The 25,442-nt window shown below is 67.8% G+C and carries 20 protein-coding genes and 9 pseudogenes; 19 read left to right on the forward strand and 10 right to left on the reverse strand.

From position 1 onward, the window contains the following. Positions 1-31 precede the first annotated feature (31 nt). Positions 32-136: pseudogene (locus CG723_RS39155) on the reverse strand (transposase); the annotation flags it as partial. Positions 137-457: 321 nt separating this feature from the next. Between CG723_RS39155 and CG723_RS39160 the strand changes: the two are divergent. From CG723_RS39160 to CG723_RS39170, 3 pseudogenes are all read left to right on the forward strand, one after another. Next, positions 458-712 (forward strand): annotated as a pseudogene (locus tag CG723_RS39160) (TetR family transcriptional regulator); the annotation flags it as partial. Between the two features lie 105 nt (positions 713-817). Beyond that, positions 818-1,054: pseudogene (locus CG723_RS39165) on the forward strand (RNA polymerase sigma factor); the annotation flags it as partial. Then, a pseudogene (locus CG723_RS39170) lies at positions 1,051-1,272 on the forward strand (IS5/IS1182 family transposase); the annotation flags it as partial. The pseudogenes CG723_RS39165 and CG723_RS39170, both read left to right, overlap by 4 nt. A gap of 7 nt (positions 1,273-1,279) precedes the next feature. Here the strand turns inward: CG723_RS39170 and CG723_RS39175 are convergent. Continuing rightward, positions 1,280-2,788 (reverse strand): DUF4246 domain-containing protein, encoded by a 1,509-nt coding sequence (locus tag CG723_RS39175; RefSeq protein ID WP_100598332.1) that lies wholly within the window; start codon positions 2,786-2,788, stop codon positions 1,280-1,282. A 1,116-nt stretch (positions 2,789-3,904) separates the two neighbouring features. Here CG723_RS39175 and CG723_RS39180 point away from each other — a divergent pair. Continuing rightward, positions 3,905-4,336, forward strand: coding sequence for a DUF6281 family protein (locus CG723_RS39180; RefSeq protein ID WP_100598333.1), 432 nt, complete (start codon positions 3,905-3,907; stop codon positions 4,334-4,336). Positions 4,337-4,655: 319 nt separating this feature from the next. Here the strand turns inward: CG723_RS39180 and CG723_RS48225 are convergent. Next, a pseudogene (locus CG723_RS48225) lies at positions 4,656-4,931 on the reverse strand (telomere-associated protein Tap); the annotation flags it as partial. 470 nt (positions 4,932-5,401) lie between these two features. On the opposite strand from CG723_RS48225, the gene CG723_RS39190 reads away from it, so the two are divergent. From CG723_RS39190 to CG723_RS48790, 7 genes are all read left to right on the forward strand, one after another. Further along, on the forward strand, positions 5,402-6,163 hold the full coding sequence (locus CG723_RS39190; protein WP_100598334.1) for an SDR family NAD(P)-dependent oxidoreductase: 762 nt from the start codon (positions 5,402-5,404) through the stop codon (positions 6,161-6,163). 19 nt (positions 6,164-6,182) lie between these two features. Next, entirely contained in the window at positions 6,183-6,635 is a 453-nt protein-coding gene (locus CG723_RS39195; RefSeq protein WP_267893762.1) for a histidine phosphatase family protein, read from the forward strand. Next, positions 6,521-6,823 carry a histidine phosphatase family protein gene (locus CG723_RS48785; protein ID WP_267893763.1) on the forward strand — a complete coding sequence of 101 codons (303 nt, stop codon included), beginning with the start codon at positions 6,521-6,523 and terminating at the stop codon, positions 6,821-6,823. Before CG723_RS39195 ends, CG723_RS48785 begins: the two co-directional genes overlap by 115 nt. Before the next feature lie 87 nt (positions 6,824-6,910). After that, positions 6,911-7,105: a hypothetical protein gene (locus tag CG723_RS39200; RefSeq protein WP_100598335.1), complete on the forward strand. Its 195-nt coding sequence runs from the start codon at positions 6,911-6,913 to the stop codon at positions 7,103-7,105. Positions 7,106-7,325: 220 nt separating this feature from the next. Beyond that, complete coding sequence (locus CG723_RS46575) at positions 7,326-7,592, forward strand: hypothetical protein (RefSeq protein WP_159032632.1); 267 nt, start codon at positions 7,326-7,328, stop codon at positions 7,590-7,592. A 775-nt stretch (positions 7,593-8,367) separates the two neighbouring features. Further along, the gene (locus CG723_RS39210) at positions 8,368-9,798 is read left to right on the forward strand and encodes a selenium-binding protein SBP56-related protein (protein WP_100598336.1); all 1,431 of its coding nucleotides are present in this window, start codon (positions 8,368-8,370) and stop codon (positions 9,796-9,798) included. Positions 9,799-9,950: 152 nt separating this feature from the next. Next, entirely contained in the window at positions 9,951-10,076 is a 126-nt protein-coding gene (locus CG723_RS48790; protein ID WP_267893767.1) for a hypothetical protein, read from the forward strand. Here the strand turns inward: CG723_RS48790 and CG723_RS39215 are convergent. Next, positions 10,041-10,256: pseudogene (locus CG723_RS39215) on the reverse strand (IS30 family transposase); the annotation flags it as partial. The gene CG723_RS48790 and the pseudogene CG723_RS39215 overlap by 36 nt on opposite strands. 580 nt (positions 10,257-10,836) lie before the next feature. Here CG723_RS39215 and CG723_RS39220 point away from each other — a divergent pair. Further along, positions 10,837-11,556: a hypothetical protein gene (locus CG723_RS39220; RefSeq protein WP_159032633.1), complete on the forward strand. Its 720-nt coding sequence runs from the start codon at positions 10,837-10,839 to the stop codon at positions 11,554-11,556. 212 nt (positions 11,557-11,768) lie between these two features. On the opposite strand, the pseudogene CG723_RS39225 reads toward CG723_RS39220, so the two are convergent. From CG723_RS39225 to CG723_RS39245, 4 genes and pseudogenes are all read right to left on the reverse strand, one after another. Beyond that, positions 11,769-12,029 (reverse strand): annotated as a pseudogene (locus CG723_RS39225) (IS1380 family transposase); the annotation flags it as partial. 161 nt (positions 12,030-12,190) lie between these two features. After that, complete coding sequence (locus CG723_RS39230; RefSeq protein ID WP_100598338.1) at positions 12,191-13,549, reverse strand: outer membrane protein assembly factor BamB family protein; 1,359 nt, start codon at positions 13,547-13,549, stop codon at positions 12,191-12,193. Next, positions 13,546-14,041, reverse strand: a pseudogene (locus CG723_RS39235) (SigE family RNA polymerase sigma factor). Before CG723_RS39235 ends, CG723_RS39230 begins: the two are co-directional and overlap by 4 nt. Positions 14,042-14,781: 740 nt before the next feature. Then, positions 14,782-15,786, reverse strand: a complete 1,005-nt coding sequence (locus tag CG723_RS39245) for a LacI family DNA-binding transcriptional regulator (protein ID WP_100598340.1) — start codon at positions 15,784-15,786, stop codon at positions 14,782-14,784. 253 nt (positions 15,787-16,039) lie between these two features. On the opposite strand from CG723_RS39245, the gene CG723_RS39250 reads away from it, so the two are divergent. The 5 genes from CG723_RS39250 (at position 16,040) to CG723_RS39270 (ending at position 23,500) form a co-directional block, all read left to right on the forward strand. Then, positions 16,040-16,966 (forward strand): carbohydrate ABC transporter permease, encoded by a 927-nt coding sequence (locus CG723_RS39250; protein WP_100598341.1) that lies wholly within the window; start codon positions 16,040-16,042, stop codon positions 16,964-16,966. A 5-nt stretch (positions 16,967-16,971) separates the two neighbouring features. Continuing rightward, positions 16,972-17,904 carry a carbohydrate ABC transporter permease gene (locus tag CG723_RS39255; protein WP_100598342.1) on the forward strand — a complete coding sequence of 311 codons (933 nt, stop codon included), beginning with the start codon at positions 16,972-16,974 and terminating at the stop codon, positions 17,902-17,904. A 66-nt stretch (positions 17,905-17,970) separates the two neighbouring features. Then, positions 17,971-19,311 carry an ABC transporter substrate-binding protein gene (locus CG723_RS39260; protein ID WP_199842077.1) on the forward strand — a complete coding sequence of 447 codons (1,341 nt, stop codon included), beginning with the start codon at positions 17,971-17,973 and terminating at the stop codon, positions 19,309-19,311. 54 nt (positions 19,312-19,365) lie between these two features. Then, a complete protein-coding gene (locus CG723_RS39265; protein ID WP_100598344.1) occupies positions 19,366-21,414 on the forward strand; it encodes a beta-galactosidase in 2,049 nt (682 codons plus the stop codon). 58 nt (positions 21,415-21,472) lie between these two features. Continuing rightward, positions 21,473-23,500 (forward strand): RICIN domain-containing protein, encoded by a 2,028-nt coding sequence (locus CG723_RS39270; protein WP_100598345.1) that lies wholly within the window; start codon positions 21,473-21,475, stop codon positions 23,498-23,500. Positions 23,501-23,889: 389 nt separating this feature from the next. Here the strand turns inward: CG723_RS39270 and CG723_RS39280 are convergent, their stop codons facing one another. Both CG723_RS39280 and CG723_RS46580 read right to left on the reverse strand, forming a co-directional pair. Then, on the reverse strand, positions 23,890-24,450 hold the full coding sequence (locus CG723_RS39280; RefSeq protein WP_100598347.1) for an RICIN domain-containing protein: 561 nt from the start codon (positions 24,448-24,450) through the stop codon (positions 23,890-23,892). Between the two features lie 73 nt (positions 24,451-24,523). After that, positions 24,524-24,673 (reverse strand): hypothetical protein, encoded by a 150-nt coding sequence (locus CG723_RS46580; protein ID WP_159032634.1) that lies wholly within the window; start codon positions 24,671-24,673, stop codon positions 24,524-24,526. Between the two features lie 227 nt (positions 24,674-24,900). Between CG723_RS46580 and CG723_RS48795 the strand changes: the two genes are divergently transcribed. Both CG723_RS48795 and CG723_RS39290 read left to right on the forward strand, forming a co-directional pair. Further along, positions 24,901-25,032 (forward strand): hypothetical protein, encoded by a 132-nt coding sequence (locus CG723_RS48795; RefSeq protein WP_267893764.1) that lies wholly within the window; start codon positions 24,901-24,903, stop codon positions 25,030-25,032. Positions 25,033-25,084: 52 nt separating this feature from the next. Beyond that, positions 25,085-25,416: pseudogene (locus CG723_RS39290) on the forward strand (transposase); the annotation flags it as partial. Positions 25,417-25,442 lie beyond the last annotated feature (26 nt).

Consider the following 25,442-nt stretch of genomic DNA (forward strand, 5'->3'; position numbering starts at 1 on the left):
ATCTGGCCTGCCGGCCGCTCTTAACTCCGGATTAGGCCAGGTAGTTGGCGGGTTGGCGCTCGTAACGAGGGCTGAGTCTGCGGTAGCCCGTCAGCCACGACATCGTCCGCTCGATCACCCACCTGCGGCGCCCTAATGCACCGTTGCGCAGCGCCTCGGTCACGTAAGTACTGCCTGCGGCAGCAAGCAGCTGGTCCCGCAGGCCCTGGTCGTCGATCCGCGCCAACAGATGCGGCAGGACCTGTTGGAACACCGCATGCTGCCAGTCCGTTGCCTCCAGCGGCCCGTCCTCTTACGAGGGGATCAGCCCCGCCACGAGTGCCGGAAATGCGGCCGGCGGCACGTCGTCACGCAGCGCCAGGTTCTTCCACGTCCGCTACTCCGTACCGTTCACCGCCATAGCGTCCTCCCCCGACCAGCCGGTCACGCTGATCCACGACACGCCACCGTACGCCACCGGGTCGGCGTGGAGCTGGAGTACGAGCTGTACCTCGCCGCGCTGCGCAATCCCGCGCTGCGCAAGCCCGCGCTGCGCCTCGTCGCCGCCGAGTGGTGCCAGGAGCTGTCCGACGCCCTCGCCGAGCGCATCGATCCCGTCACGGCACGGGCCCTGGTCGCGCTCATGGATGGGATCTCGCTGCTGGTGCTGCTCACGGGCGGGGTGTACGACGCCGGGTACGCACGGGAGATGCCGGCGCGGCTGATCCCGTAGGGTCGCGCCCGCTCCCTGAGAAAATCCTGTGCGGACGTGAACTCTTCGCGGGGCAGCGGGGAACAACGGGTGACACGCTCGACCCCACCCGCTGACGGAGGACCCGTGACCCGACCACCGGCGCTCGACCCCGGCGACGAGCGCGACGGCCATGTCATCGCGCAGTCCCTGGATCATCCGGAGCTGTTCGCCCGGCTCTACGACCGGTACGCACCCGACATCCACCGGTACGCGGCCCGGCGCCTCGGCGACCACGCGGCGGACGACGTCACGGCCGACACGTTCCTGACCGCGTTCCGGGTGCGTGCCCGCTACGACGCCTCGCGCGCCAGTGCCCGGCCTATCAGGGAGCTGGCGCCACCGTTCACACCCCCTACCACCACCGCGAACAGCCCAAGCACTACCAGGACTTCAACGGTGATCACGCACGGCTGCGGGCTCCTGGAGAACGTGCCTTCGCGCAGCTGAAAACCTGGCGACTGCTCCGACGGGCCAGATGCTCCACCCGCCGCATCGGCACCATCGTCCACACCCTCCTGACCTGCATGTATTCAGGCTAGAAGAGGTTCAGTGCTCGCAGAGGGAGAATTCTCGTTCGTAGAGCTGCTCGTTGTGTTCGTCGACGAAGAACTTGCGTTCCTGCATGAGTTGTTCGCGGTAGTTCTTGGCCTGTTCAAGCGTCATGGTCGAGGTGTCGGACCATGGTTGTTGCGGTGGCACATCGGATGTCGAGACGATCTTTTCCGACGGGTCGACCAGGAAGAACGCGAGAATTTTGCGATATCCCGGGCGGGTGGGGTCCGTGAGGCGGAATGAGCCGACGCGGTGTTGCAGGATGTTCGGGAACGCCAGGCAGCGGCCCGCTGGGGTCGACGTCGATCCCAGCATCTGGTTCAGTGCGTCTTCGTTCTCCAGGCCGTAGACCTCACGCAGGCCGTTGTCGTCGTTCTGTTCGTAGTTTGGGTCGTCGAGTGCCGCCCGGAAACTCAGCTGGCTTTCGGTGATGTTTTCGCTGTCCCAGTAGTAGATGCCGGTCGAGACGATCCGCTCGTTCATCATCCCCTCGACATGCCAGGAACCGCCGGGGTATTCGGGCTTGTCCGGGGTGAGATGAATGGTGGCGAGCTTGACGATGACCTGGAGACGGCGGCCGCGCAGGTCGACTCGGGCGGATTCATGGGGCAACTCGGGCGGGGTGAAGGCCGGGGCATCCGGGATGGCCGGGCGGCGGTTTTCCCACCAGTCGTCCTGGGCCTCTTCCCATGCACGGAGGGCTTCTGCGTAATCCCCGTCATCACTGTAGGAGGATTTGGGCGGATACTCCGGCTCCGATTCGTACCACCCGTAAGGATCGGCCTCGATTCGCAGGGGCCGCGGATGGCGCAAATCGGTGAGCACGTTCTCCAGCAGCGGGCGCAAGCGCGCGAACAATTCTGGCAGGACGGAGGCTAGTTCGCGATGAGTCTCGGGGTGGACGTTGTTGACGTACGAACGGAAGGCGACATCGCCGTCGTCACTGACATCGACGTCCGTGGGTAGCCACTGGAATTTCTCCGAGAATTCGTACCTCGAGTAGCGGTCCGTCGGGTTCTGCCAAGCCCTCTCGGGCGCACCGCTCACCTCCCTCACCAGGCAGAACAGTGAGGGATGAACCAGATCCAGTACCTGGCCGTCGGATCCGGGATGCCAGTCCTGTTCTGCTTCGGGGACCTGCTCCAGAACCCGAACCGCTTCGCGCAGCCGGGATCTGAGCTTGTCGTCGACCAGTGTGTCCGACTGCCACACCCCATCGACGGCGGACGCCTCGACGCCGGTTCGTCCGTCCCGCAGCGCGGCGTAATGCAGGAGTTCGGCAAGCACGTAACGAACCTGCGCCTCGGTGAGGCCCTGGGCGACCGCTTCTTGCGTCCACCTGGCGACGATGTCGGCATCGTTCATCTTGTCGAACCACCCCGGCTTCGCCCGGATGAGTGAGCTGCACTGCATCATCTCAAGTTCCCGCAGCGTTCGGGGTGTCGCGAACGATATGGAACGGGAGGCATGAAAGGGCAGCGGGAAAGCAGACAGGCCAGTCAATTCTCTTGGTCCTCCCAGTCGGTGTGCGGTGGCGGGAAGGATACTTCAGCAGACTGACACCGCAGCCGTGGTCCCTGTCATCGCTGTTCCGGGAGCCAGGGCTTCGACGTAGTCGCATGATGTCCGGTTCGCGCCCATTCGAAGCCGAGGAGTGCGAGGGGATGCGGGGGTTGCAGGCGTTGCGGCGCAGGCCGGCCGTGATGTCTTCACTCCGGCTGCGCGAAGGGCCCCCGATGGCGAGTCTTGGAGCTTGAGCGGGTCTGGCTGTAGTCGACCTGTCACACCGTCACAGATAGTGGGAGGAGGGTGAGTCGGGTCCTGGACACAGGAAGCCCGCGGCCGTGGGTGATCATGACTGTTCTCTACGCAGCTTGATCACCTGGACACATCCGCTTGGACGGCAACGAGCAGGGCTGGTTGAAGCAGCTCAACTTCCGCCAAGGTGATCGGAGTTCACGCCTTCGAGCGTAGATGAGCCAGGAGACATGCTCGACGAGCTCGTACGGGTCATCGAGCATAGAAGGATACGGAACCATCAGGGCCACTCGGTCGCCGGTGTGATGGGCGTGATCACCACGCCAACGACGAAGGGCCCTGTCCTGTCAGACCTCCGCCCACCGGGCCATTTCACCCCTGCCACACAGGATGAAAGAGGTTTACTCACAGGATGTGATGGAGCGGAACCCTCCGCATGCCTGGCAGGGGTGGCGTTGAACGGGACGCTGCACCTGAAGCAGTGGCCTCGTGCGAATTCCTTCTGAAGCAGGGTGATGCAGGTGTCGTTGCTGCCGTCCTGAGAGGGGCGAATCGACGCCGCCTTGTCAGCGCAGCGCTGCGTCGAAGGTCCTGCGGATGGAAGGCCTCCTGCTCAAGGCTCCTCGGGGAGTGCGCGGTTCGTCCCACGGGGTCGGCGGGTGCTGGAGCCGGCTGACGGACTAGGGTCTCTCGTTTGAATCATGTGAGAAGGGCGAGTCACCGAAAGCGGAACGAACCAGTTCGCCCCGAGCTCCGTCATGTTCATGAATTGATCGGGAGACACACCCGGGGTCCGAACTCCCCATGGGTTACGCGGCACCCGGTGAGACGGAGCGCGCACGCTCCAGAAGGAGCCCACTGATGCGAATCAGAATTCCACGCCGACGCGACGCCGACATGTCGACGCGGTCGCGGCGGCTGCCGTTGTACTCGGGCATGATCATGGTCGTGGCCGCGCTGACGACCGCCTGTTCAGCGCAGGGCGGTGGCGGGGAGGCCGAAGGGGCATGCGCGATCGCTGCCACGTACGGGGGCCGCACCTATACGCAGGTGGCCAACGTCGACTTCACCGTAGGCAAAGCACTCGGCCCCGCCGAGTTCCCGCCCTGCGATGACACACCGGGCCACAACGACGATGCCGCAGGGCCCAAACCGACTACCGTCTATGCCGTCGACGGCTTGAATCCACGTATCGCCATCGCGATGCGGTACACCTCGGACGAGGTCATGCTCCTCGCCGTCCAACCCGGTGGCAGCCTGCCTCCTGAGGTCAAGGCCCTCACACGAGGCTAGCGGCCATGAGGCGATCACCGCAGCCGTGAGCTGAGCCCGCTGGCCTTGCGCCGAGCGTTGGCGGGCGCCGCGCGCTGTTTCTACCAGGAGATGCGCAAGCAGAACGCGCATCTTGCTGGGGTGATGGAGCCCTCCTTCCGTGAGTTGGCTGGCCCCAGTGCCGTTTCAGTGGCGAATCCCTCAGGAGTGGTTCCAAGTCACCTGGCTGACCACAAGACGATGCCAGCGACGTGCCGGCCTGGGCCCGTCGGCGAACCGGACGACCACGCCATCGGCCGCTCCCGTGGCAGCAACTTATCGATGAGTGCATCAGAATCAAGTCGATGGGGTCCTTCCCCAGCGAGCCGGGGTTGTGCTCCGAGGTGCGCTTGCCGTTCTCGTCCGGCGCGCCGGCACGGGTCGACGGGTACAGCGCGGTCATCAGCTCCAGGCCGGTCACCGCGGTGGAACCGTGCGGCGTCATCACCCGGGACGCGTACGTACCCAGGAGCCGTGCGGGTTCGGCGGGCGGCAGCTGGGCGGCATGGGTCCAGTGCCGGGTGTCGAGCGCATCCCACGACGGGATGCACAGCCGCACGCAGGCCCGCCCCGAACCCTGGATGGACGAGTGCGCCCCTGGGCACCGGCCACGGCCGGAACCGATTGACGGCACGTTCGCCCGCTGCGAACGAGGTCGGTTCCGGATACTCCCCGGTCTCCAGGCTCGGATCCAGGGCTCCGGGACACTGGTACCTGCTGTCCTTGCCCAAACTCAGTTGCCATGGATGCGCAGGTCAGGGAGCAAGCTGTACGCGGGCAGGGCGCACGCGGTGACCCGATTGCCCTGATGGAAAGATTCGTCGCAGAGGAGCAGCTGTCCATGGATTCAGATTCGCCGACCAGGAGATTCCCCATGCCGCACCGTCCCGTTGCCCCATCGGCGGCGCCGATCTGTCGCCGTATGCCGCCTCACGAGCAGCGCAGCCACGGCCTCGCACGCCGACCGCGAACCGCGAGTCCGCTGTCCGGCTTCAAAGCCAACGGGCCCGCAGCGCCTCTCCGTGGCGCGTGCACGGCGGTCGCCCGATGAGGGCCGTCCTGGTGACCGGCGGATCGCGGGGCATCGGCCGGGCCGTCGCGCTGGCGTTCGCTCATGGCGGTGACCGGGTTGCGGTGCAGTACGCGGGCAACCGCGCGGACGCCGAGGAGACACTGCGGCAACTGCCCGGCGAGGGACACGTGTTGCTGCAGGCAGACCTCGGCGAGCCGGACGCCGCCGAACAGCTCGTCTCTCAGGCGGTTGCCGCCCTGGGATCGGTTGACGTGCTGGTCAACAATGCCGGTGTGGCGCCGACGGAGGCCAACCGCCACCCGGTCGCCGACACCCCGATCGCTGACTGGCAGCGCGTGTGGCGGCGCATGGTCGACGTGAACCTGCTCGCCCCGGCCGACCTGTGCTGGTCCGTTGCCCGGCACCTGATCGGCCGTGGAGCAGGGGGCGCCATCGTCAACGTCGGCTCCCGCGGCGCGTTTCGGGGGGAGCCTGACTTCCCGGCTTACGGGACGACCAAGGCCGCCCTGCACGCACTCGGCCAGTCACTGGCTGTTGCCCTGGCACCGCACGGCATCGCGGTCACCTCCGTCGCTCCGGGGTTCGTGGCTACCGAGCGCCAGGCCGCCAAACTGGCGGGGCCGGAGGGCGAGCGCCTGCGCGCGGAGAGCCCGTTCGGCAGGGTCGGCACACCGGACGAGGTCGCCGCCACCGTGCACTTCCTGGCCTCGCCCGCGGCGACGTGGGCATCGGGGACCATCGTGGACCTCAACGGCGCGTCCCACCTGCGTACCTGACGATGGAGGGCACGCGCTCATGCGCACTCTTTACGTCGTCGCCCATCCCGAGGCGACGCACCACCTCGAGGGCGTCGTCGGCGGATGGCACGACTCGCAGCTGACGCCCGTCGGCATCCGTGCGGCGGTCTCCATCGCCCAGGTGCTGCGGGCCCGGATCCCGGACGGCGCCGGGGTGGAAGTGTTCTCCTCTGATCTGCAGCCCACCTCGCGGACCGCCGAGGAAGTAGCCGAACTGTTCGGCGTGAAGCCGATCCTGGATCGCAGACTGCGAGAGAAGTCCTACGGTGAGGCAGAGGGAAAGCCGCAGGAATGGCTGGACCGGCACTTCGTCCCACCGCGGCTGCCGGAGAGCGAATGGACCACGACGAGAACGTGGAGGGTTCCGAGACCAAAGCCGCGTGGGCGCAGCGCCTCTACGCAGCCATGGACGAGATCCTGCAGAGCTGGTGCGCACACGAGATCATCGTGACGCACGGAGGCTCCCTGACGTTCGTCGTGGCGTCCTGGATCAAGATGCCGATTGAGTCGGCCGGCTACCCCGGATTCCGGGCGCCCTCGGGCAGCATCACCACGCTGCACGAGGACGACGTCTTCCACAACCGCCAAGTCGTCAGCCTCGGTGACACCCTCCACCTCGACTCCGCCCAAGCCGACTGACCTCAACTTGGCTTACCTCGACGGCCCCCGCCGCCCTCACGGGCCGCGCACTGGGCCTCGCACCCGCTCCCCCGGTTCGCCCCTGCGATGCTGCCCGGCGCTGTTCAGCTCGCCGCGCTCACCGTGGCCGCACACACCCGCCCCGACGGCACCACCAGCGCCGACCTGGACCTCCTCATACACCTGTGCGGACCGACTCCCCAACAACTGACCGACCTGCTCGATCAACTGGCAGGTTCACAGCTGCCGGCCTCCTGGCACCAGGAAGGGGAAGTCCTGTGACAGCTTCCAGGCTCCGGATGAGCCCCACGCCATGCAAGCCTGCGAAACACAGCGCTTCAGACTCTCGACGTCACATCGAAGGATCACTCGTGCCGCGCAGGAGGGTTCCCTCCAGAGCGGGCAGCGGCCCACTCGAGCGGACCGCAGAAATTGCGCAGCAGAGGAAGGCCATCCCAGGGGTCAGAGTGCCTTCGCCGAGCCGGAGGACCGGAGACCGACGATGGAGCAGGACGAAGCCCTCGAAGGTGACGGCTGCAGAACTCTCCTCACACCCACCGGGCATCGCTTCGCCGACCGCACCCGCGCCCAGCACGCCACTGTCCACGCGCTGCTGGTGGCCGCGCCGACCACACTCACCGTCACCTCGTCACAGAAGTTGGGCCAGAGCCGCCACGCATCGATAAACACTGTCGCTGGAAGCGAGCGACGCCAATCTGCGGCTTTTCAGGCCGTTGTGGGCGAGCGTGGTGAGTCGACGGGTGGATGAGTTCCGCGCCGTCGCCGGTGCGGGCGCAGACAGATCAGGGCGCTGGCACAGGCCGTGGTCGAGCGCGGGCCGCGGCGCCCGGGTCGGGGTCTGGCGTGTTCTTCCGGCCGAGAGCGAGCGGCTGTGACCTGGGCAGGAACATGGCGAACATGTCCGGGACATGGTTGCGGACTCGCTGTATCTGACTCGAGAGCATCATCCCGGGAGATGGTTGTCCACCTTCGAGTGCTGAGGCCGTCTCACGCTGTGGCCAAGCTACGGGACCGACCGGCTCGACGAGGGTCTCGTCGAGCCGGTCGACGCCGCAGGCGCGGTCCCAGACGACCTGGCCGTCCGCCTCGAAGAATGCTCCTGGCGGAAGGTCCTGCTCATGCCGCAGATGTCGAAGGTTGACGCGGCGATCCGGCGTGATCATCATGGCGGCATGAAGATGCGGGAGGTTGAGCGCAAGTACAACGTGTCGTAGGGGACGGTCTGCAAGGCTTTGACTCCACTTGGCCCGAGCGCCGGAAGAAGCTCCCGCCAACGGGCGACGGCCTGCCGGAAGGCCCTGTGTCCACTCCGCGCCCGCGATCTCGGGCGTGCCAGAGCCGAGCCGCACGCTGCGGCGGTCCGCGCCCCCCGCGCTGCCGCCTTGGCAGGGCGCCGAGGCCGTGAAACGCTCGCTTTATGGCATATCTGTCCCGCGCCTGCACACCGATCTCGAACGGGTGAGCCCGGCTGCCTGTCGGGAGTCCCCCAGATCCACGCTCCCGTTCGGGAGTAAGGAACAGCCATGACGACGACCGAGCATGCTCACGACCGCGACGACCACAGTGACCCCACCTTGTACCGCACTCCGGCGGACGCCGTCGCCGCGCCCCCGGAGAAACTCGCCTACGTCGTCGGTTTCGACCCCACCGCACAGCGCGCGGACGCGTTGTTCACCGTCGGCACCGACCCCGAATCCCCCGCATACGGCCGCGTGACCTCCCACGCCGAGCTGCTCGACCTGGGCAACGAACTGCACCACTTCGGCTGGAACGCCTGCTCGAGCGCGCTGGCGCATGCCGGTCATCATCACGCTGCGCGGCGCTACCTCATCGTCCCGGGACTGCGCTCCTCCCGGCTGCACGTCTTCGACACCAGCCCCGATCCCGCCCGCCCGCGCCTGGTCAAGGTGATCGAGCCCGAGGAGTTGGCCGCCAAGGCCGGATATTCGCGTCCGCACACGCTTCACTGCGGCCCAGACGGAATGTTCCTGTCCTGCCTGGGTAGCGCGGACGGTGCGGACGGGCCTGGCGGCGTCGCGCTGCTGGACCACGAAAGCTTCGAAGTGCTGCGCGCCTGGGAGAGCGATCGCGGACCGCAACAGCTCGCCTACGACGTCTGGTGGCATCTGCGCCAGAACATCGCCGTGACCAGCGAGTGGGGGAGCCCCTCGATGATCGAGGACGGCCTCGTCCCCGAACTGCTGCTGGGTCGCCAGTACGGCCACTCGCTGCACTTCTGGGAGCTGGACTCCGGCCGGCACCTGCAGCGCGTCGATCTGGGGAATGAGAACCAGATGGTGCTGGAGCTGCGTCCCGCGCACGACCCCGAGGCAACGTGGGGGTTCACAGACACCGTGGTCAACGTGGAGGACCTGTCGGCGTCGGTGTGGCTGTGGAACCGGGAGGGCGAGGACTTCGTGGTCCGCAAGGTGATCACCGTCCCTGCCGAGTCCGCGCAAACGCAGGACCTGCCCCCGGCGCTGCAGCCGTTCGGCGCGGTGCCCCCGTTGATCACCGACATCGACCTGTCGGTGGACGACCAGTGGCTGTACGTATCCGCATGGGGAACCGGCGAGCTGCTCCAGTACGACGTGAGCGACCCGTTCCATCCGAGGCAGACCGCGTCCGTGCGTCTTGGCGGCATCACCGGCCGACAGCCGCATCCCGCCGAGCCGGAAACTCCGCTGACCGGCGGAGCGCAGATGGTCGAGCTCAGCCGCGACGGGCGGCGCGTGTACCTGACGAACTCCTTGTACGCCGCCTGGGACGCGCAGATCTATCCCGCGGGCATCGACCCGTGGATGGTCAAACTCGACGCCGACACCTTGCACGGCGGGCTCTCCATCGACAGCCGCTTCTTCCCACACGGCCCGGACTTCCTGGGCTTGCGCGTGCACCAAACGCGCCTGGAAGGCGGCGACGCCTCCTCGGATTCGTACTGCTACCGCCGCTGACCGCTTGTGCTCCACGAGAGCCGACGGCGTCGGCGCTCACGGCGGTTGCTGCCGCGGTGGCGAGGCCTCTGCCTGTCATGCCGGCCCCCGGGCGTTCCGGGCGGCAAAAACACGGACAGCCTCCACGACACCGGGCCACGCCGATCTCAGGCGTGGCCGCCAGCGGCGCCGTGCCCCCCCACCCCACGGAGCTGCTCGCCTCGGCTCGCATGGCAGAGGTACTGCACGAACTGGCGGACACCTACGAGGTCGAGGTCGATGCGAGTGAAGACGGATAGGTCGGTGCTCTTCGGAAAGCACTGCCTCAGAAGGCCGTTAGTGTTCTCATTGGCGCCTCGCCGCCAAGGGCTGGCAGGGTCGCAGAAGAAGACCGGAACTCCAGTGGTCTTGGTGAACTGCTAATGATGCGCCATCTCCCCGCCTTGGCCCCATGTGACCGATCGCCGCAATAGCGTGGGAAATTCCATCATGGCGGCTGTCAGCTGCCCTCCCCCCAAGTTTCAGGCCGCATTATCTGATGCTCTGCCAGTGCAGTCCTGGGACACGGCGTTGCCCCACATCAGGACGAATAAAACCGACGACATTGTCAAGTCCGGTCAGGGGACAAGGCTGGGCGACCTCGCCCCCATTGGCAGTTTCGGCATCTTGTGCACCGCCGTTTCGCGGAGACGGATGAAATCCTGCGACAGGCATTTCATCAGGTCAACGAACAAACGGCACGACCGCTGGACTTCGGACTTACCGCACGAAGTAAGGGGCCCGGAGAGGGGATTACGACCGGTAGGGCGCGGCAGGCGCACTCACGGCCCGCATCGTGATCGTCATGCGCCGGTTGCACTCGCCCCCGTACCGGGAATGGCGGGCTGTCGGCACGGGTCCTCTGCGGTGGGGCGGTTCGGCCAGCGAGACACTGACGACACCTCAGCCGCGCTCTCGATAAAGTCGGTGTCGGAAAGTGCAGGTTAGGAGAGAATGGGGCAGTATCAGCTCTATTCTCCACGCGTCCTGACGGCGCCGAGGCGACAGCTGAGGAAGAATATGGGCCAGAATGGCACTCGTCTGATGGCCGTGTCGGCCGCTCTTGCCGGAGCGCTCGCGCTCGTGCCGGCCGCTCAGTCCGCGGCCGGCGCCGATCACCGGACCGGGACCGCGCTCTCGTTCGGGACGGTGGCCGCACCGCAGGCCCCCTCCCCGACTCCAGCTCCACCCCGCCTCCCCCGCGACTTCCGCGGCAAGGGCAAGTGGATCGTCCGGGACCTGGACATCACGGTGCCCTTCACCTGGGAGGGGCGGGACGGCAACAGCCAAATGACCGCCGGGGGCCCGCAGTACCCAATCTGGTTCACCAACCTGATCTACCACGACACGCTCTACACGCTCACGTACAAATGGCCGGGCCTGTACGAGCACCCCTGCTCACGCATCCCGGGCTTCAACCTGAAGGCACTGAACCAGGGGTTCGAGAAAGCCCGGTTCGTCGGGCGGGAGACCCTCAGGCGCACCACGCCGCGGTACGTGAACCACTGGCGGGTGGGCGTGGTCCTGCCCGAGCTCCCTCCCGGGAACCACCCGCGCCTGCCGCTCGCTCTGGGCGACATCTATGTCGACGAGAACAACCGGGGCACCTTCTGGCAGGTACTGCAGTTCGGCGTCCAGAACCTCTACGACCCCGAGCTGGACGAATGGCTGGTCATGGACACCTTCGAGCACCGCCCCGGAATCGTCACGCTCCCCCAGCGATGCGCACCGCCCCACTGAGCACGGCCCGATCCATCGAAGCCGCCACGCCGCAGCACCGCAAGCGGTCTGATCGGCAACCGTGCCACCACCATCCAGCAGCAGGTACGGACGGGGCCACCGGAGGCGGGGTGCTCATGAGGGGACGGCCTCCGAGGGCGAGCGCTGGCCGGCGACGAAGACGCGGCGGCCGGCGTCGCGTTCCGCCGGGGTGCGCCCCGCGACGAACAGCTCAGCACCGCGAGATCGGTGATCGTCTCTCCGCCGTCGGCGATCATCACCGCAAGGTCCACGGCGATCCGGCCCGGATCGTGACCGGTCGCGCGTGGCCGCAGCGGCTGGAGCACATCCGCGTACGCGGACGTCAGCCCGGTCGCGTCGGCGAGATCCGCCAGCAGCCGGGCCCCGGCATGCCCCACCGCCCCCGAACCGTCGGTGGAGACATGAACCCGAGGACGTGAACGGATAGCCTGCACGCAGAAAATGCCTTCCAGTAGCGACGACCGAGTCCCTCGACAAGTCTCATCGTCCCTACCCAGAAGGCACTTTCGCGTTCACGGCACCGTGACCGTCCTCACCCCAGGTGAAGAGTGAGGCTAGGGCCCGGTGGGCCATCGGCCGGGCGGGAGCACCATCCGGCCGATGGCTCTTCGGATCAGTCGCCGATCCTCGGCAGCAGGGAGACGAGCTTGCTGCCGCCGTTCCGGGCGATCAGCACGTCCTTGTAGAGCAGGAGTTGGGGCGGGTTCCTGATGTCCGGCCCTGGCCCCGGCCGGGGGATGTCGACATGACCGCGCCAGACCCGCTCACCCGTGCGCAGATCGAGGCCGGACAGATCTCCGGTCGGGCCGAAGAAATAAACGACCCCCTGCCCCGCCGACACCACGGGAGGCGCGATGCCCAACATCGTGTTCTTGCCGGGCATCTTGACGCCGACCGGGCCCGTCCATAGGGTCTTTCCCTTGGTCAGCGAATAGGCCGAGGCCTTGCCCTGCCAAGACACGGAGATCAGAAGATCACCGACGACATCCGCGCGGGCCGGCGACCCCTCGATCCGATAGGGGTGCGAGGTCTGCTGCCCGGAGCTGCTGACGAAGGTCAACTGCCGGTCCTTGCCGGCCACATCCTTCATCTCGCCCAGGATCATCCGGTCCCCCGAGGTCCCGGTGAGCTGCTGCCTGCCGGGGACGGTCGTGACCTTCTTGGCGGTTCCGGTGGCGGGGTCGAGACGGAAGACGTCGGTGTCGTGCGGTTCCTCGGTGTCCCGCGTGCACAGGAGATAGGGCACGCCGCTCAGCACCGCTCGTTGGCACACAACGCCCTTGTTCCAGGTGTGGCGCCACTTCTCCTTGCCGGTCAGCGGATCGAGGGCCGACATCGTGCGGAGCGACGGGGTGTTCGCAAGGACGGCGCCGTCGATGAGCATGGCGGCCTGGCCGCTGCGGTCGTCCTGCGGCATCTCGACCGCCCACAGCACGTCGCCGGTGCCGGCGTCCACCGCCATCAGATCGGTACCGCCCATGTAGTCCCCGTTCGGCAGCTTCTTCGCGGTGTGGTTGCGGTATGCATAGACCACGCCGTCGCGCACGGCGAACGGGTGGTCGATCCCGTCGCCTTCGCGATTGACCCTGACGGTCCACAGTCGTTCGCCGGTGTTGGCGTCGAACTTCGCGACGTCGTACTTGGACCCGCTGCAGTACAGCGCGGAACCGTTGACCAGGCAGCCCCGCTCGCCGGTGCCCGGGGCATCGCTCTTCCACGGCTTCCAGCCCTCCGGCGACGCCGCCGTCCTGACAGGCCGGTCCCGCTCGGCCGCATCGCCGCCCTCAATGCCGAACACCGCCCCCACGGTGATCGCGGCGACGGTCACCGCCGCCCCCGCGGCCTGCGAGAGACGGCGCCGGCCGCGTCGCCGCACCACCTTCTCGACCAGGTCCCCAGGCGCCCGCACCCCATCCAGGGCGACCGCGTGCAGCGTCTCCCGGATCTTCTCCTCCACCCGCTCCGTCGTCATCCCTGGATCCCCTTCGCCTGATAGCCGAGCGGCTTCTCCTGTTCCGTGGGCCCTTCGGGCCCGAGCTCCGGTACGAGCGACCGGAGCTTGGCGAGCGACCGGTACGCCGTACTGCGCACCGTGCCGACCGGGCACCCCAGCAGCGCCGCCACCTCGGCCTCCGGCAGATCCTCGAAGTAGCGCAGCACGACTACGGCGCGCTGCCGCATCGTCAGACGACCGAGCGCCGCCCACAGGGCGATCCGCAGCTCGGGATTCCGACCCGACGTCGGCGTCCGTGCCGGGCTCGGGCAGTACGGGCACCGTCGTCTCCGCGCGGTGCCTGCGCAGCCGCCAGCGGTTGACCTGCTGGCGGTACAGGACCTGGCGGACATACGCCTCGGGCTGCTCGATACGCGCCCAGCGCCCGTAGGCCTTCATCAGCGCGATCTGCAGCAGATCCTCCGCGGCATGCCGGTCCCCTCCGGTGAGCAGCACCGCGAGCCGCAGCAGCGCGGTGGAGCGCATCGCTACGAACTCCCGGAACTCGTCGTGACTTGAGCCCTCCATCGGCCCTCCCCTTCTGGCAGCCATCACGACGCGATGAGCCGCCCGCTGCTATCCCTCAGCGGGCTAGAAAAATGGGAACGATCAACCGGGAGCGGCTGCCGAGTGCTGTCCGCCGATCTCGTGAACATCGCCCCCGAACCAAAACGAGCGACTCCCATCGAGCTGAACATCTGCTGTCGAGAGTCACGAGAGTCGTGGATAAAGCCGCAAGGTTGCCCCGCTACGCACCGGGGCGACAGTGCACTTGTGGGACCGACAACCGGTTACCGACTGAAGCGAGGCCTGCCCCGACGTCGGGCAGGCGCTGCGCGCTCAGCCGACGGGCTTGACGCGCCCGGCCTCGACCTTCGCCATGCGGACGTTGCACAGCGGGCTGGCCGGAGTAGGGGGTGTCGGTGAGGAACATCTGGTGTCGCAGGCCCTCGTCCTGGTCGAACAGTGAGAGGCGGGCGCCGTGGTGCGGTCGTTCGCGGCGCACGAGCATGAAGCCTGGGACGAGAACCGATACCCTGCACGCAGAAAGTGCCTTCCGCTAGGACCGACAGAACCCCTCGACAAGGTTCATCGTCCCAGCTCAGAAGGCACTTTTGCGTTACCGCTCGCGATCCGGACCAAAGCCCAAGTGAAACGCGCAGGTTAACGGCACACCTGGACCAACGACCAGCTCTTCCAAACGGAACTGCCTAGCCTCGCCCGCCTTCTCGCGACGGCGGTTGTCCCGTGCTCTCCCGCACGACCAGCCGTGTCGGCACCAGCGTGGTACCGGGTTCCGCCTCGCCCTGACGGACCTGACGCAGCGCGCTCTCCACGCAGCGGCGGCCGACCTCGGCGAAATCCTGGTGGACCGTGGTGAGCGGCGGCTGGAACGAGCCAGAGTCGGGAATGTCGTCGAAGCCGATGACCGAGACGTCCTCGGGGACCCTGCGGCCCCGCTCTTCCAGGGCCCGCAGTAGGCCGAGCGCCATCTGGTCGTTCGCCGCGAACACCGCGGTGCAGTCGCCCTGTTCGGCCAGGCGCAGGCCCGCGCGGTAGCCCGAACCGGCCGACCAGTCGCCGCGCACCAGCGGTGGGACCGCGCGGCCCGCGGCCTCAAGTGCCCTGCGCCACGCGTCCGTTCGGCGCTGCGCGGCGAACGACTCGGAGGGGCCTGCCAGATGCCAGACCGTGCGGTGGCCGAGGTCGAGGAGGTGGCGTACCGCGTCGCGGGTGCCGCCCGCCTGGTCCGTGTCCACCACCGCGTAGCGGTCATCGGCGTCCGAGTCCGCGACCACGACCTTCACGTGTGGCGGCAGCGTGAGGCTCGCCGAGTCGAGCAGATGGACCTCCATGATGACGATGACCGCGTCCACGGCCAGCTCGCCGAGGCGTGAGAACGCGCCGCGCACCTCGTCCTGGGTGGGCACCGCGACGGGGAGGAGCGTGACCGCGTAGCCCTCCTGTGCGGCCGAGGTCGCGATGGCCTCGAGCGTGCGCATGTTGCCTGTCGTGGAGAGCGTGAACGTGATCACGCCGATGGTGCGGAAGTCGCCCCGCTTCAGCGCCCGCGCCGCGCTGTTGGGGCGGTAGCCGAGGTCTTTCATGGCGGCGAGGACCCGCTCGCGCGTCTCCTCGTTGACGCCGGGAAAGCCGTTCGAGACGCGGGAGACCGTCTGGGACGAGACACCGGCGACCCGGGCGACGTCGGCCATGGACGCGTTGTGTGTGCGGCGCCGGGCGTGGGTCCTGCCGCGCTCCGGGGCGCTGTCCGTTGCTCCCACCGTTGGCCTCACCAGTCGAGTTGATCGTTCACGGGCGACTCTTGACCGTCCTCTGCGAGGCAGTGTAGACATGCCGCCACCGAATGTTTACGCAAACATAACACCTGGCGGTCGCTTGCGCGCCGGAATGTTTACGCAAACATCCGAGCACATCCGCGAGACACGTACGAGCGAGGGACGCGAGATGACGACGCTTCAGCCGCCGGCCGCCGCAAGGCCGCGACCGACCGGGCCACCGGTACGCAGGGCGCGCCGCTCGTGGACGGGGTGGGGGTTCATCGGCCCCTTCGTGCTCGTCTTCGCCCTGGTCTTCCTGGCGCCGCTCGCGTACTCGGTCTATCTGAGCCTGTTCCGCACACAACTCATCGGCGGCACCACCTTCGTGGGCCTGGACAACTACCAACAGGCCTTGCAAGACGGCCAGTTCTGGGACGGAGTCGTCCGCGTCGGACTGTTTCTGCTGATCCAGGTGCCGATCATGCTCGGCATCGCCTTGCTCGTCGCCCTCGCGATCGACAGCGGCCGCCTCTACGGCAAGGACTTCTTCCGGATCACCGTCTTCCTCCCCTACGCGGTACCCGCCGTCGTCGCGACCCTCATGTGGGGCTTCATGTACGGCACCCGCTACGGCTTGGTCGGCGACGTCAACGACGCGTTCGGCGTGAAGCTGCCCGACCCACTGTCCGCCGACCTGGTCCTCGCGTCCATCGGCAACATCGTTACCTGGGAGTTCGTCGGCTACAACATGCTGATCTTCTTCGCCGCGCTGCGCGTCGTACCGCACTCGCTGTACGAGGCGGCCGAGATCGACGGCGCCGGACAGTGGCGCGTCATCACGGCCATCAAGCTTCCCGCGATCCGCGGCGCCCTCGTCATCGCCACGATCTTCTCGATCATCGGCAGCTTCCAGCTCTTCAACGAGCCCGCCATCCTCCAGAAGCTCGCGCCGAACGCGATCACCACCGACTACACCCCGAACTTCTACACGTACTCGCTGTCCTTCTCGGGCCAGCAGCAGAACTACTCCGCGACGGTCGCCATCGTCATGGGCGTGATCACGATGATCGTCGCCTACGTGGTCCAGCTGCGCGGCATGCGCAAGGGAGCGTGAGCGCGATGACCACCACCACCGGCTCCGTGCGGCCGACGGCGCCGCTCAAGTCCGACGCCCCGCGCCTGCGTTCGCCGCGCCGCCGGATGCCCGGCCGCCCCCGGCGCAGCGTCCTGCTGACCGTGCTCACCGGCGTCGTCCTCGTCTACAGTCTGCTGCCGCTGGTGTGGCTCCTGATCAGTGCCACCAAGTCCCAGCAGGGCCTGGCCCGTTCGTTCGGCCTGTGGTTCGACGGGAACTTCGACCTCTGGCACAACATCGGCGAGACCTTCACGTACCAGGACGGTGTCTTCGGCCGCTGGCTCCTCAACACCCTCCTGTACGTGGTGGTGGGCGCGGGTGGCGCCACCTTCCTCGCGGTCCTCGGCGGATACGCGCTCGCCAAGTTCGCCTTCCCCGGCAAGCGCGCCGTGTTCGCCGTCGTCATCGGGGCGGTCGCGGTGCCGGGCACGGCCCTTGCCGTCCCCACGTTCCTGATGTTCAGCAAGATGGGGCTCACCGACACCCCGTGGGCCGTCATCATCCCGTCGCTGATCTCGCCGTTCGGCCTGTATCTGATGTGGGTGTTCGCCACCGAGGCGATCCCCACCGAGCTGATGGAGGCCGCCCGCATCGACGGCGCGAGCGAGCTGCGCACCTTCTTCCAGGTCGCTCTGCCGCTGCTCGCGCCCGGCACGGTCACCGTCCTGCTCTTCACCACGGTCGCGACCTGGAACAACTACTTCCTGCCGTTGATCATGCTGAAGGACCCCGACTGGTATCCGCTCACGCTCGGTCTGGACTCCTGGAACAAGCAGGCGCAGACGGCCGGCGGCGAGGCCATACCCCACCTGGTGCTCACCGGCTCACTGCTCACCATCGTGCCGCTGATCGCCGCCTTCCTGCTGCTCCAGAAGTACTGGCAGTCCGGGCTCTCCGCCGGAAGCGTCAAGGAGTAGACACAGCACCGCAGTTCACGCCCCGCACACCCTCTGTAGGACCACGAAGAAGTGGAAGCCATGCCCATGCCCAAGAACTCCCGCCGCCTGCTGCGCGGCATAGGTCTCCTCTGCGCCGTCGCCCTCGGGGCCACCGCCTGCGGCGGCTCCGACAACGACAGCTCGAGTGACAAGCAGGTCAGTTCGGCCGACATCCAGTCGGCGCTGAAGAAGGGCGGCACCGTCACGGTGTGGGCGTGGGAGCCCACGCTGAAGCAGGTCGCCGCCGACTTCGAGAAGAAGTACCCGAAGGTCGACATCAAGCTGGTCAACGCGGGCACCAACAACGACCAGTACAAGGCTCTGTCGAACGCGATCTCGGCGAAGAAGGGTGTTCCGGACGTCGCGCAGATCGAGTACTACGCGCTCGGCCAGTACGCCCTGACGAAGCAGATCACCGACCTCAAGGCGTACGGTGCCGAGAAGCTGGCGGACTCGTACTCGCCGGGGCCGTGGAACTCGGTGAAGTCCGGCGCCGGCGTCTACGGCCTGCCCATGGACTCCGGCCCGATGGCGCTCTTCTACAACAAGAAGGTCTTCGACAAGTACAAGATCGCCGTCCCGACGACCTGGGACGAGTACGTCGAGGCCGCCCGCAAGCTGCACAAGGCCGACCCGAAGGCGTACATCACCAGCGACGCCGGCGACGCGGGCCTGACCACCAGCCTGCTGTGGCAGGCCGGTTCGCACCCGTACAAGGTCGACGGCACCAAGGTCGGCATCGACTTCACCGACGCGGGCGCGAAGAAGTACACCGACACCTGGCAGAAGCTGATCGACGAGAAGCTCGTCGCGCCCGTCACCGGCTGGACCGATGACTGGTACAAGGGCCTCGGCGACGGAACCATCGCCACGCTGCCCACCGGCGCCTGGATGCCCGCCAACTTCGCCTCCGGCGTGAAGGGCGCCTCCGGCGACTGGCGCGTCGCCCCCATGCCGCAGTGGGAGAAGGGCGCGCACGCCAGCTCCGAGAACGGCGGCAGCTCGCTCGCGCTGCCCGAGCTCGGCAAGAACAAGGAACTCGCCTACGCGTTCGTCGAGTACGCCAACTCCGGCGCGGGCGTGCAGACCCGCATCAAGAACGGCGCGTTCCCCGCGACGACGAAGGACCTGAACTCCTCGTCGTTCCAGAACACCGAGTTCCCGTACTTCGGCGGCCAGAAGGCCAACAAGGTCTTCGCCGAGTCCGCGAAGAGTGTGCCCACCGACTGGAAGTACCTGCCGTACCAGGTGTACTCCAACTCGATCTTCAACGACACCGTCGGCAAGGCGTACGTCTCCTCGACCAAGCTCACGGCCGGGCTGAAGTCCTGGCAGGACGCGTCCGTCAAGTACGGCACCGAGCAGGGCTTCACCGTCGAGAAGTAGCCCGCCGCCTCCCGCGACCGCACCTGTGGAAGACCGCTCCCCGAAAGGACGCGCATGACCGCCCCCCTCACCTCCCGTTTCCCGTACGCGAAGGGCTCGGACGGCACCCGGCGCCTCGGCTACGGAGCCGACTACAACCCCGAGCAGTGGTCACGGGAGGTGTGGGCGGACGACATCCGGCTCATGCGTGAGGCCGGGGTGAACATCGTCTCCCTCGCCATCTTCTCCTGGGCGCGGCTCCAACCCACAGCCGACACCTGGGACTTCGGCTGGCTCGACGAGATCATGGACCTGCTGCACTCGGGCGGCATCGGCGTCGACCTGGCCACCGCCACCGCGTCGCCGCCGCCGTGGCTCACCACCGCGCACCCGGAGATCCTGCCGGTGACCGCGCGGGGCGAGACACTGTGGCCGGGCGCCCGGCAGCACTGGCGGCCCACCTCGCCCGTCTTCCGCGAGCACGCCCTGAACCTCGTCCGCCGCCTCGCGTCCCGCTACGCCGACCACCCGGCCCTGGTCGCCTGGCACGTCAACAACGAGCTGGGCTGCCACAACGTCTACGACTACTCCGACGACGCCGCCCGCGCCTTCCGGGCCTGGCTGCGCCGCCGCTACACCACGCTCGACGCCCTCAACAACGCCTGGGGGACGGCCTTCTGGTCCCAGCGCTACAGCGACTGGGAGCAGCTGCTGCCGCCGCGGCTCGCCGCCTCGCACCCGAACCCGACCCAGCAGCTCGACTTCAAGCGGTTCTCGTCGGACGCTCTCAAGGACCACCTGATCGCCGAGCGGGAGATCCTGCGCGAGCTCAGCCCGGACACGCCGGTCACCACCAACTTCATGGTGATGCCGGGCACCAAGGGCATGGACTACGCGGACTGGGCGGACGAGGTCGACTTCGTAGCCAACGACCACTACGTCACCCCCGGAGCGCAGGACCGCGACGAACTCTCCTTCTCCGCCAACCTCAGCAGCGGCATCGCGGGACACCGCCCCTGGTTCCTGATGGAGCACTCCACCAGCGCCGTGAACTGGCAACCCGTCAACCCACCGAAGACCCCGGGAGAGCTGGCCCGCGACTCGCTGCTGCACGTCGCGCACGGCGCCGACGCCGTCTGCTTCTTCCAGTGGCGCCAGTCGGCGGCCGGAGCCGAGAAATACCACTCGGCGATGGTCCCGCACGCCGGAGCCGACAGTGAACTCTTCCGCTCCGTCGTCGAGCTGGGCCGCACCCTCGACGCACTCGCCCCCATCGCGGGCAGCGAGCGCGAACCCGCCCGTGTGGCGATCCTCTTCGACTGGGACTCCTGGTGGGCCGGCGAGCAGGACTCCCACCCCACCTCCCGCCTCGACTACCACCACGAGGCCCTCGACTGGTACTCGGCGCTGCTTCGTCTCGGCCACCGCGCCGACGTGGTGCCCGCGCACCGCACCGACCTGTCCGCGTACGACGTCGTCATCGCGCCCGTCCTGCACGTGGTGCCACAGCCGCTCGCCAAGGAACTCACCCGGTACGTCGAGGGCGGCGGCCACCTCGTCACCACGTACTTCTCCGCGATCGTCGACGAGAACGACCACGTCTGGCTCGGTGGCTACCCTGGCGCGCTGCGCGACGTCCTCGGCATCCGCATCGAGGAGTTCGGGCCGCTGCTCGACGGCGACACCGTCGACCTGGACAACGGCACCACCGGCAGCCTGTGGACGGACCGGATCTCCGTCACCGGCACGGACGTCGAGGTCCTGGCGGGCTACCGCACCGGCACGTACGCGTCGCGCCCTGCCGTCACCCGGCGCGGCACGGGCCGCGGCTCGGCCACGTACGTGTCCACCCGGCTCGGCGCCGACGGGCTGACCGTGCTGCTGCCCGAGCTGCTCGCGCCCGCCGGGGTGACCAGCGAACTCCCGGAACACGCACGGGGGTTGGTGGAGCACGCCGTGCGGCGCGACGCCGAGCACCGCTATCTGTTCCTGGTCAACCGGAGCGACGAGCAGGTGGCGCTGCCTGGTCTGACCGGTGACGTGCTCGTCGCGCCGCGCACCGAGGGCGACGGCCTCGTCCTGGCGCCGCGCCAGGTCGCCGTCCTGCGGCAGTCCGCCTCCTGAATCCACCCGCTCTCGCACCACCGACACTCCACCCACACCACGACATTAGGAGCACACGTTGGCGCGCTTGACCCGCAGACGGTTCATCGGCATCGCCGCGGCCACGGCCGCGGCCGCAGGAACCCAGCTCTCAGCCGCACCGCTCGCCGCGGCGGCCGCCGCGGCGGTCACGGTCACCCCCGACCCCTCGTACCGGCAGGAGCGGTTCGAGGGGTGGGGCACCAGCCTGGTCTGGTTCGCCAACGCGACCGGACACTACCCGGACGAGATCCGCGAGCGGATAGCCGACCTCGCCTTCGGCCGTGACGGCCTCGCCCTGAACATCGCCCGCTACAACATCGGCGGCGGCAACGCCCCCGACGTTCCGGCCTACTTGAGGCCGGGCGGCGCCGTCGAGGGCTGGTGGAAGGCGCCCGAGGGCACCACCCGCACCGACACCGACTGGTGGGACCCCGACAACGGTGACCACTGGAACGGGGACGCCGACGCCACCCAGCGCTGGTGGGTGGACCGGATCAAGAAGGACATCACCCACTGGGAGACGTTCTCCAACTCGCCGCCGTACTTCATGACGGTCAGCGGCTACGTCTCCGGCGGCTTCGACGCGTCGAAAGACCAGTTGAAGGAGGCGTCCGTCGACGACTTCGCCACCTACCTGGCCGGAGCGACGCGGCGCCTGGAGAAGGCACACGGCATCAAGGTGAAGACCGTCGACCCGTGCAACGAGCCCAACACCAGCTACTGGGGTACGAAGTTGGGCGCCGACGGGAATCCGACCGGTGGCCGTCAGGAGGGCTGTCACATCGGCCCCGCCCTCCAGCAGAAGATCGTGCCCGCGCTGCACGCCGCGCTCAAGAAGGCGCGGACGACGGCAGTCGTCTCAGCAATGGACGAGACCAACCCGACGACCTTCACCACGAACTGGACCAGCTACCCGGCCGACGTGAAGAGCCACGTCACCCAGATGAACGTCCACACGTACGGCACCGGCGGCCGGACCTCCGTCCGCGACCTCGCCAAGGCCGACGGCAAGCCGCTGTGGATGAGCGAGGTCGAGGGCGACTGGGGCGACGGCCAGTCCTTCACCGACATGCGGCCCGGACTCGGGCTCGCCCAGCACATCGTCGACGACCTGCGCGAACTGGAGCCCAGCGCCTGGGTGTTCTGGCAGCCCGTCGAGGACTGGGACAACATGAAGCCCGGCGGGGAATCCGCCGAGGGAGGCAACTGGGGCGAGATCCAGGTCTCCTTCAGCGCCGGCCCCGACGACACCTTGGAGACCTGCCCGGTCCACACGAACACGAAATTCGACACCGCCCGCAACTTCACCCACTACATCCGCCCCGGCGACCACCTCATCAAGACCGACGACACGAGCAGCACCGCGGCCGTCACCCGTGGCGGCAACGGCGCCACCGTCGTCCACGTCAACAGCACCACGTCCTCCCGCACGGTGACGCTCGACCTGTCGAAGTTCGGGACCGTACGCCAGGGCGCGACCGTCACCCCGGTCGTGACCAGCACGGACGGCAAGCTGGCCGAGCAGACGCCGGTCGCGGTGACGGGCCGTACGGCCACCTTCACGGTGCCCGCGCAGTCGGTGACCACGTTCGTGATCAAGGGCGTGTCCGGGGTCACGAAGGACGCCGCGACGCTGCGCAAGGGACGAACGTACGAGCTGACCGGCGTGCAGAGCGGCAAGGACCTCTCCGTCGCCGACGGCGGCAGCACACTCGTCATCAAGTCGGGGACGGGCGCGGCCGGTCAGCGGTGGCGGCTCGCGCAGATCAGCGGGGAAGGACCGGCGAACCGCAGGCGGCACGTCTTCACCAGCGCCGCCGACGGCAGGCGGCTGGCCGTCCGCGACGGTGCACCCGTCGTCGAACCCGATAGGGACGAGCGGGACGCGGCCGCCCAGTGGATCCTGTCGACGACGGGCGACGGCACGTACACGCTCGTCAACGCCGGTACGGGCCGCCTCCTCGAGGTCGGCGGACAGGCCACGCACGAGGGCGCGCCCGTGGGGACCTGGCAGCCCAACTCCGGTTCCAATCAACGGTGGAAGGTCACCGACGTCACGTCTTGAGGACCGCGTCGGCGCGCCCCACGGCCTCGTGCCGTGGAGCACGTCCCTCGCGGGGTTGTCCCACTGGTGTCACCCGCTCCCGAGCGGCGCCGACTCCATCCGGGACGGTTGCGCGTTCCCGACCGGGCAGCGCCGGCCGACGTGATGTATGTGCTGCGAACCGGTTTGGCCTGGCGGGACGTTCCCGCGGAGAGAGTGGGCTGCTCCGGGAGTGACGGCCTGGCGCCAGCTGCGGGGCTTGACCGAAGCAGGCGTCCGGCCCTACCTCCGACGGTATCCACCTGCGGATCCGTCTCGAAGAGGCCTGCGAGACGTGCGGCCTGTCCGTCGCGAACCGGATCGACGACTGCTCGCTCTGGCAGGCGGTCTGGCTCGCGCCGGACGCCGTATCAGTCGGCATGGTCCGGCGGCGCCGCGAAAGGCATCACCAACAGCCAGTGCTGGTTCACCCCGGAATGCCTGCTCCACAGGTGAGGCACGATACCGCGCTCCGCACCGTGCGGCCGGTCGAGCACCAGACCGGTGGCAGCGCTCTCCAGATAGTGGGCGCGACCGCCGGGGGCCGGCCTGAGCCGCCAACGCTGCCGCGGCTCACGGGCCTCAGCCCGCATCTGTACAAGGTCCCCGTTGTGACTGCCGTGGCCGTCGAGGAACAGGTTGTTGTTGTGCGAGACGATGCCGACTTCGCCGTCACGCCCCGCGGGGACGAGCCGCCACAGCTGATGAGCTTGGCCGTGTGCTGTCCACAGGTTCGGATGCTGGCCGTCCTCGTTGTGGAGTGCCGTGTCCAATGCGAGGCCGGAATCCACGGAGATGATCAGGAAGGGGCCGGTCTGTGTAATGCTGCGCCGCCGCCGTTTGAAGACAGCACCCACATCATTCGTGGTGATCTTCAGGAAGGGCGGAAAGGGACTGATCTCCGCGCCGAATCGTCGGGTCTCGTCTGTCACGGACTCAGCCTAGGGCCGCCATCCCCGCTATGGGGGCGCTGCCTTGAAACTCCGTCACCACCCACGAACCGGATCACCGGCGCAGCACGAAACACCGCACCCCACCCAGCGCCAGGTCGTACCAGGCCCCGCTCCCCCACCCCGCCAACAGGCCGGCCATCTCCTCGCCGGCGATCTCGATATGCGGCCGCGCCGACAGGCGGTCGGCGAGCAACGTCGTCACCACTCACACCCGGCGCCAGCAGACGACGTACCGCCCGGCGGCCGTCTCCTTGCCCCGCATGAACGCAAACACCAGCTGCATCGTCACCACGTCGAACTCGACCCGCGGGAGCATGCCGACGGCAGGTCGTCATCGAAGTCGACGGTGTCTAGAACTACGGCCGCGAGAACCCGCCCGACGAAAAGGGACGGGGCACCTACACCGCCTCGCCCCAGCTGTACTCGGAGATGGTCGCCGAGGATCGGCGGCTTCGTCTGGCCGGCTACGAGATCTACCGCTTCGGAGGCTGGGAACTCACCCAGCCCCAAGGCGAGCGGACCTTCATCGACTTCTTCACCGAAATGCCCAAACGGCATTAGAAGCGGGACTGTAAGAGGAACGGTGTAACTCCTGATCATGGAGGATGCACTGATGACCAGTAACAGCGCGCCTGAGAACGAAAGTTCAAAGGTGGCGGCCCCGCAGTCGGCGAAAGCGGTGGATGACCAGCTGATCGAGGAGTTGGTGGGCCGCGCTCAAGCCGAAGGGCTGCAGCTGACCGCGAGGGAGGTCTGCTGCAACAGCTGACGAAACGACTTCTGGAGTCGGCTCTGGAGGGCGAGGTCACCGATCATCTCGGCTATGACCGGCATGATCCGGCGGGCAAGAACGGCGGCAACACCCGTAATGGAACCCGCTCCAGAACGGTGATGCCCGAAGTCGGGCCCGTCGAGATTGCCGTGCCCCGTGACCGGGACGGGTCGAAGGTGGTGAGTTCCATCGTGGGCGC

Source organism: Streptomyces sp. CB01635 (genome assembly GCF_002803065.1).
Lineage (GTDB): Bacteria > Actinomycetota > Actinomycetes > Streptomycetales > Streptomycetaceae > Streptomyces.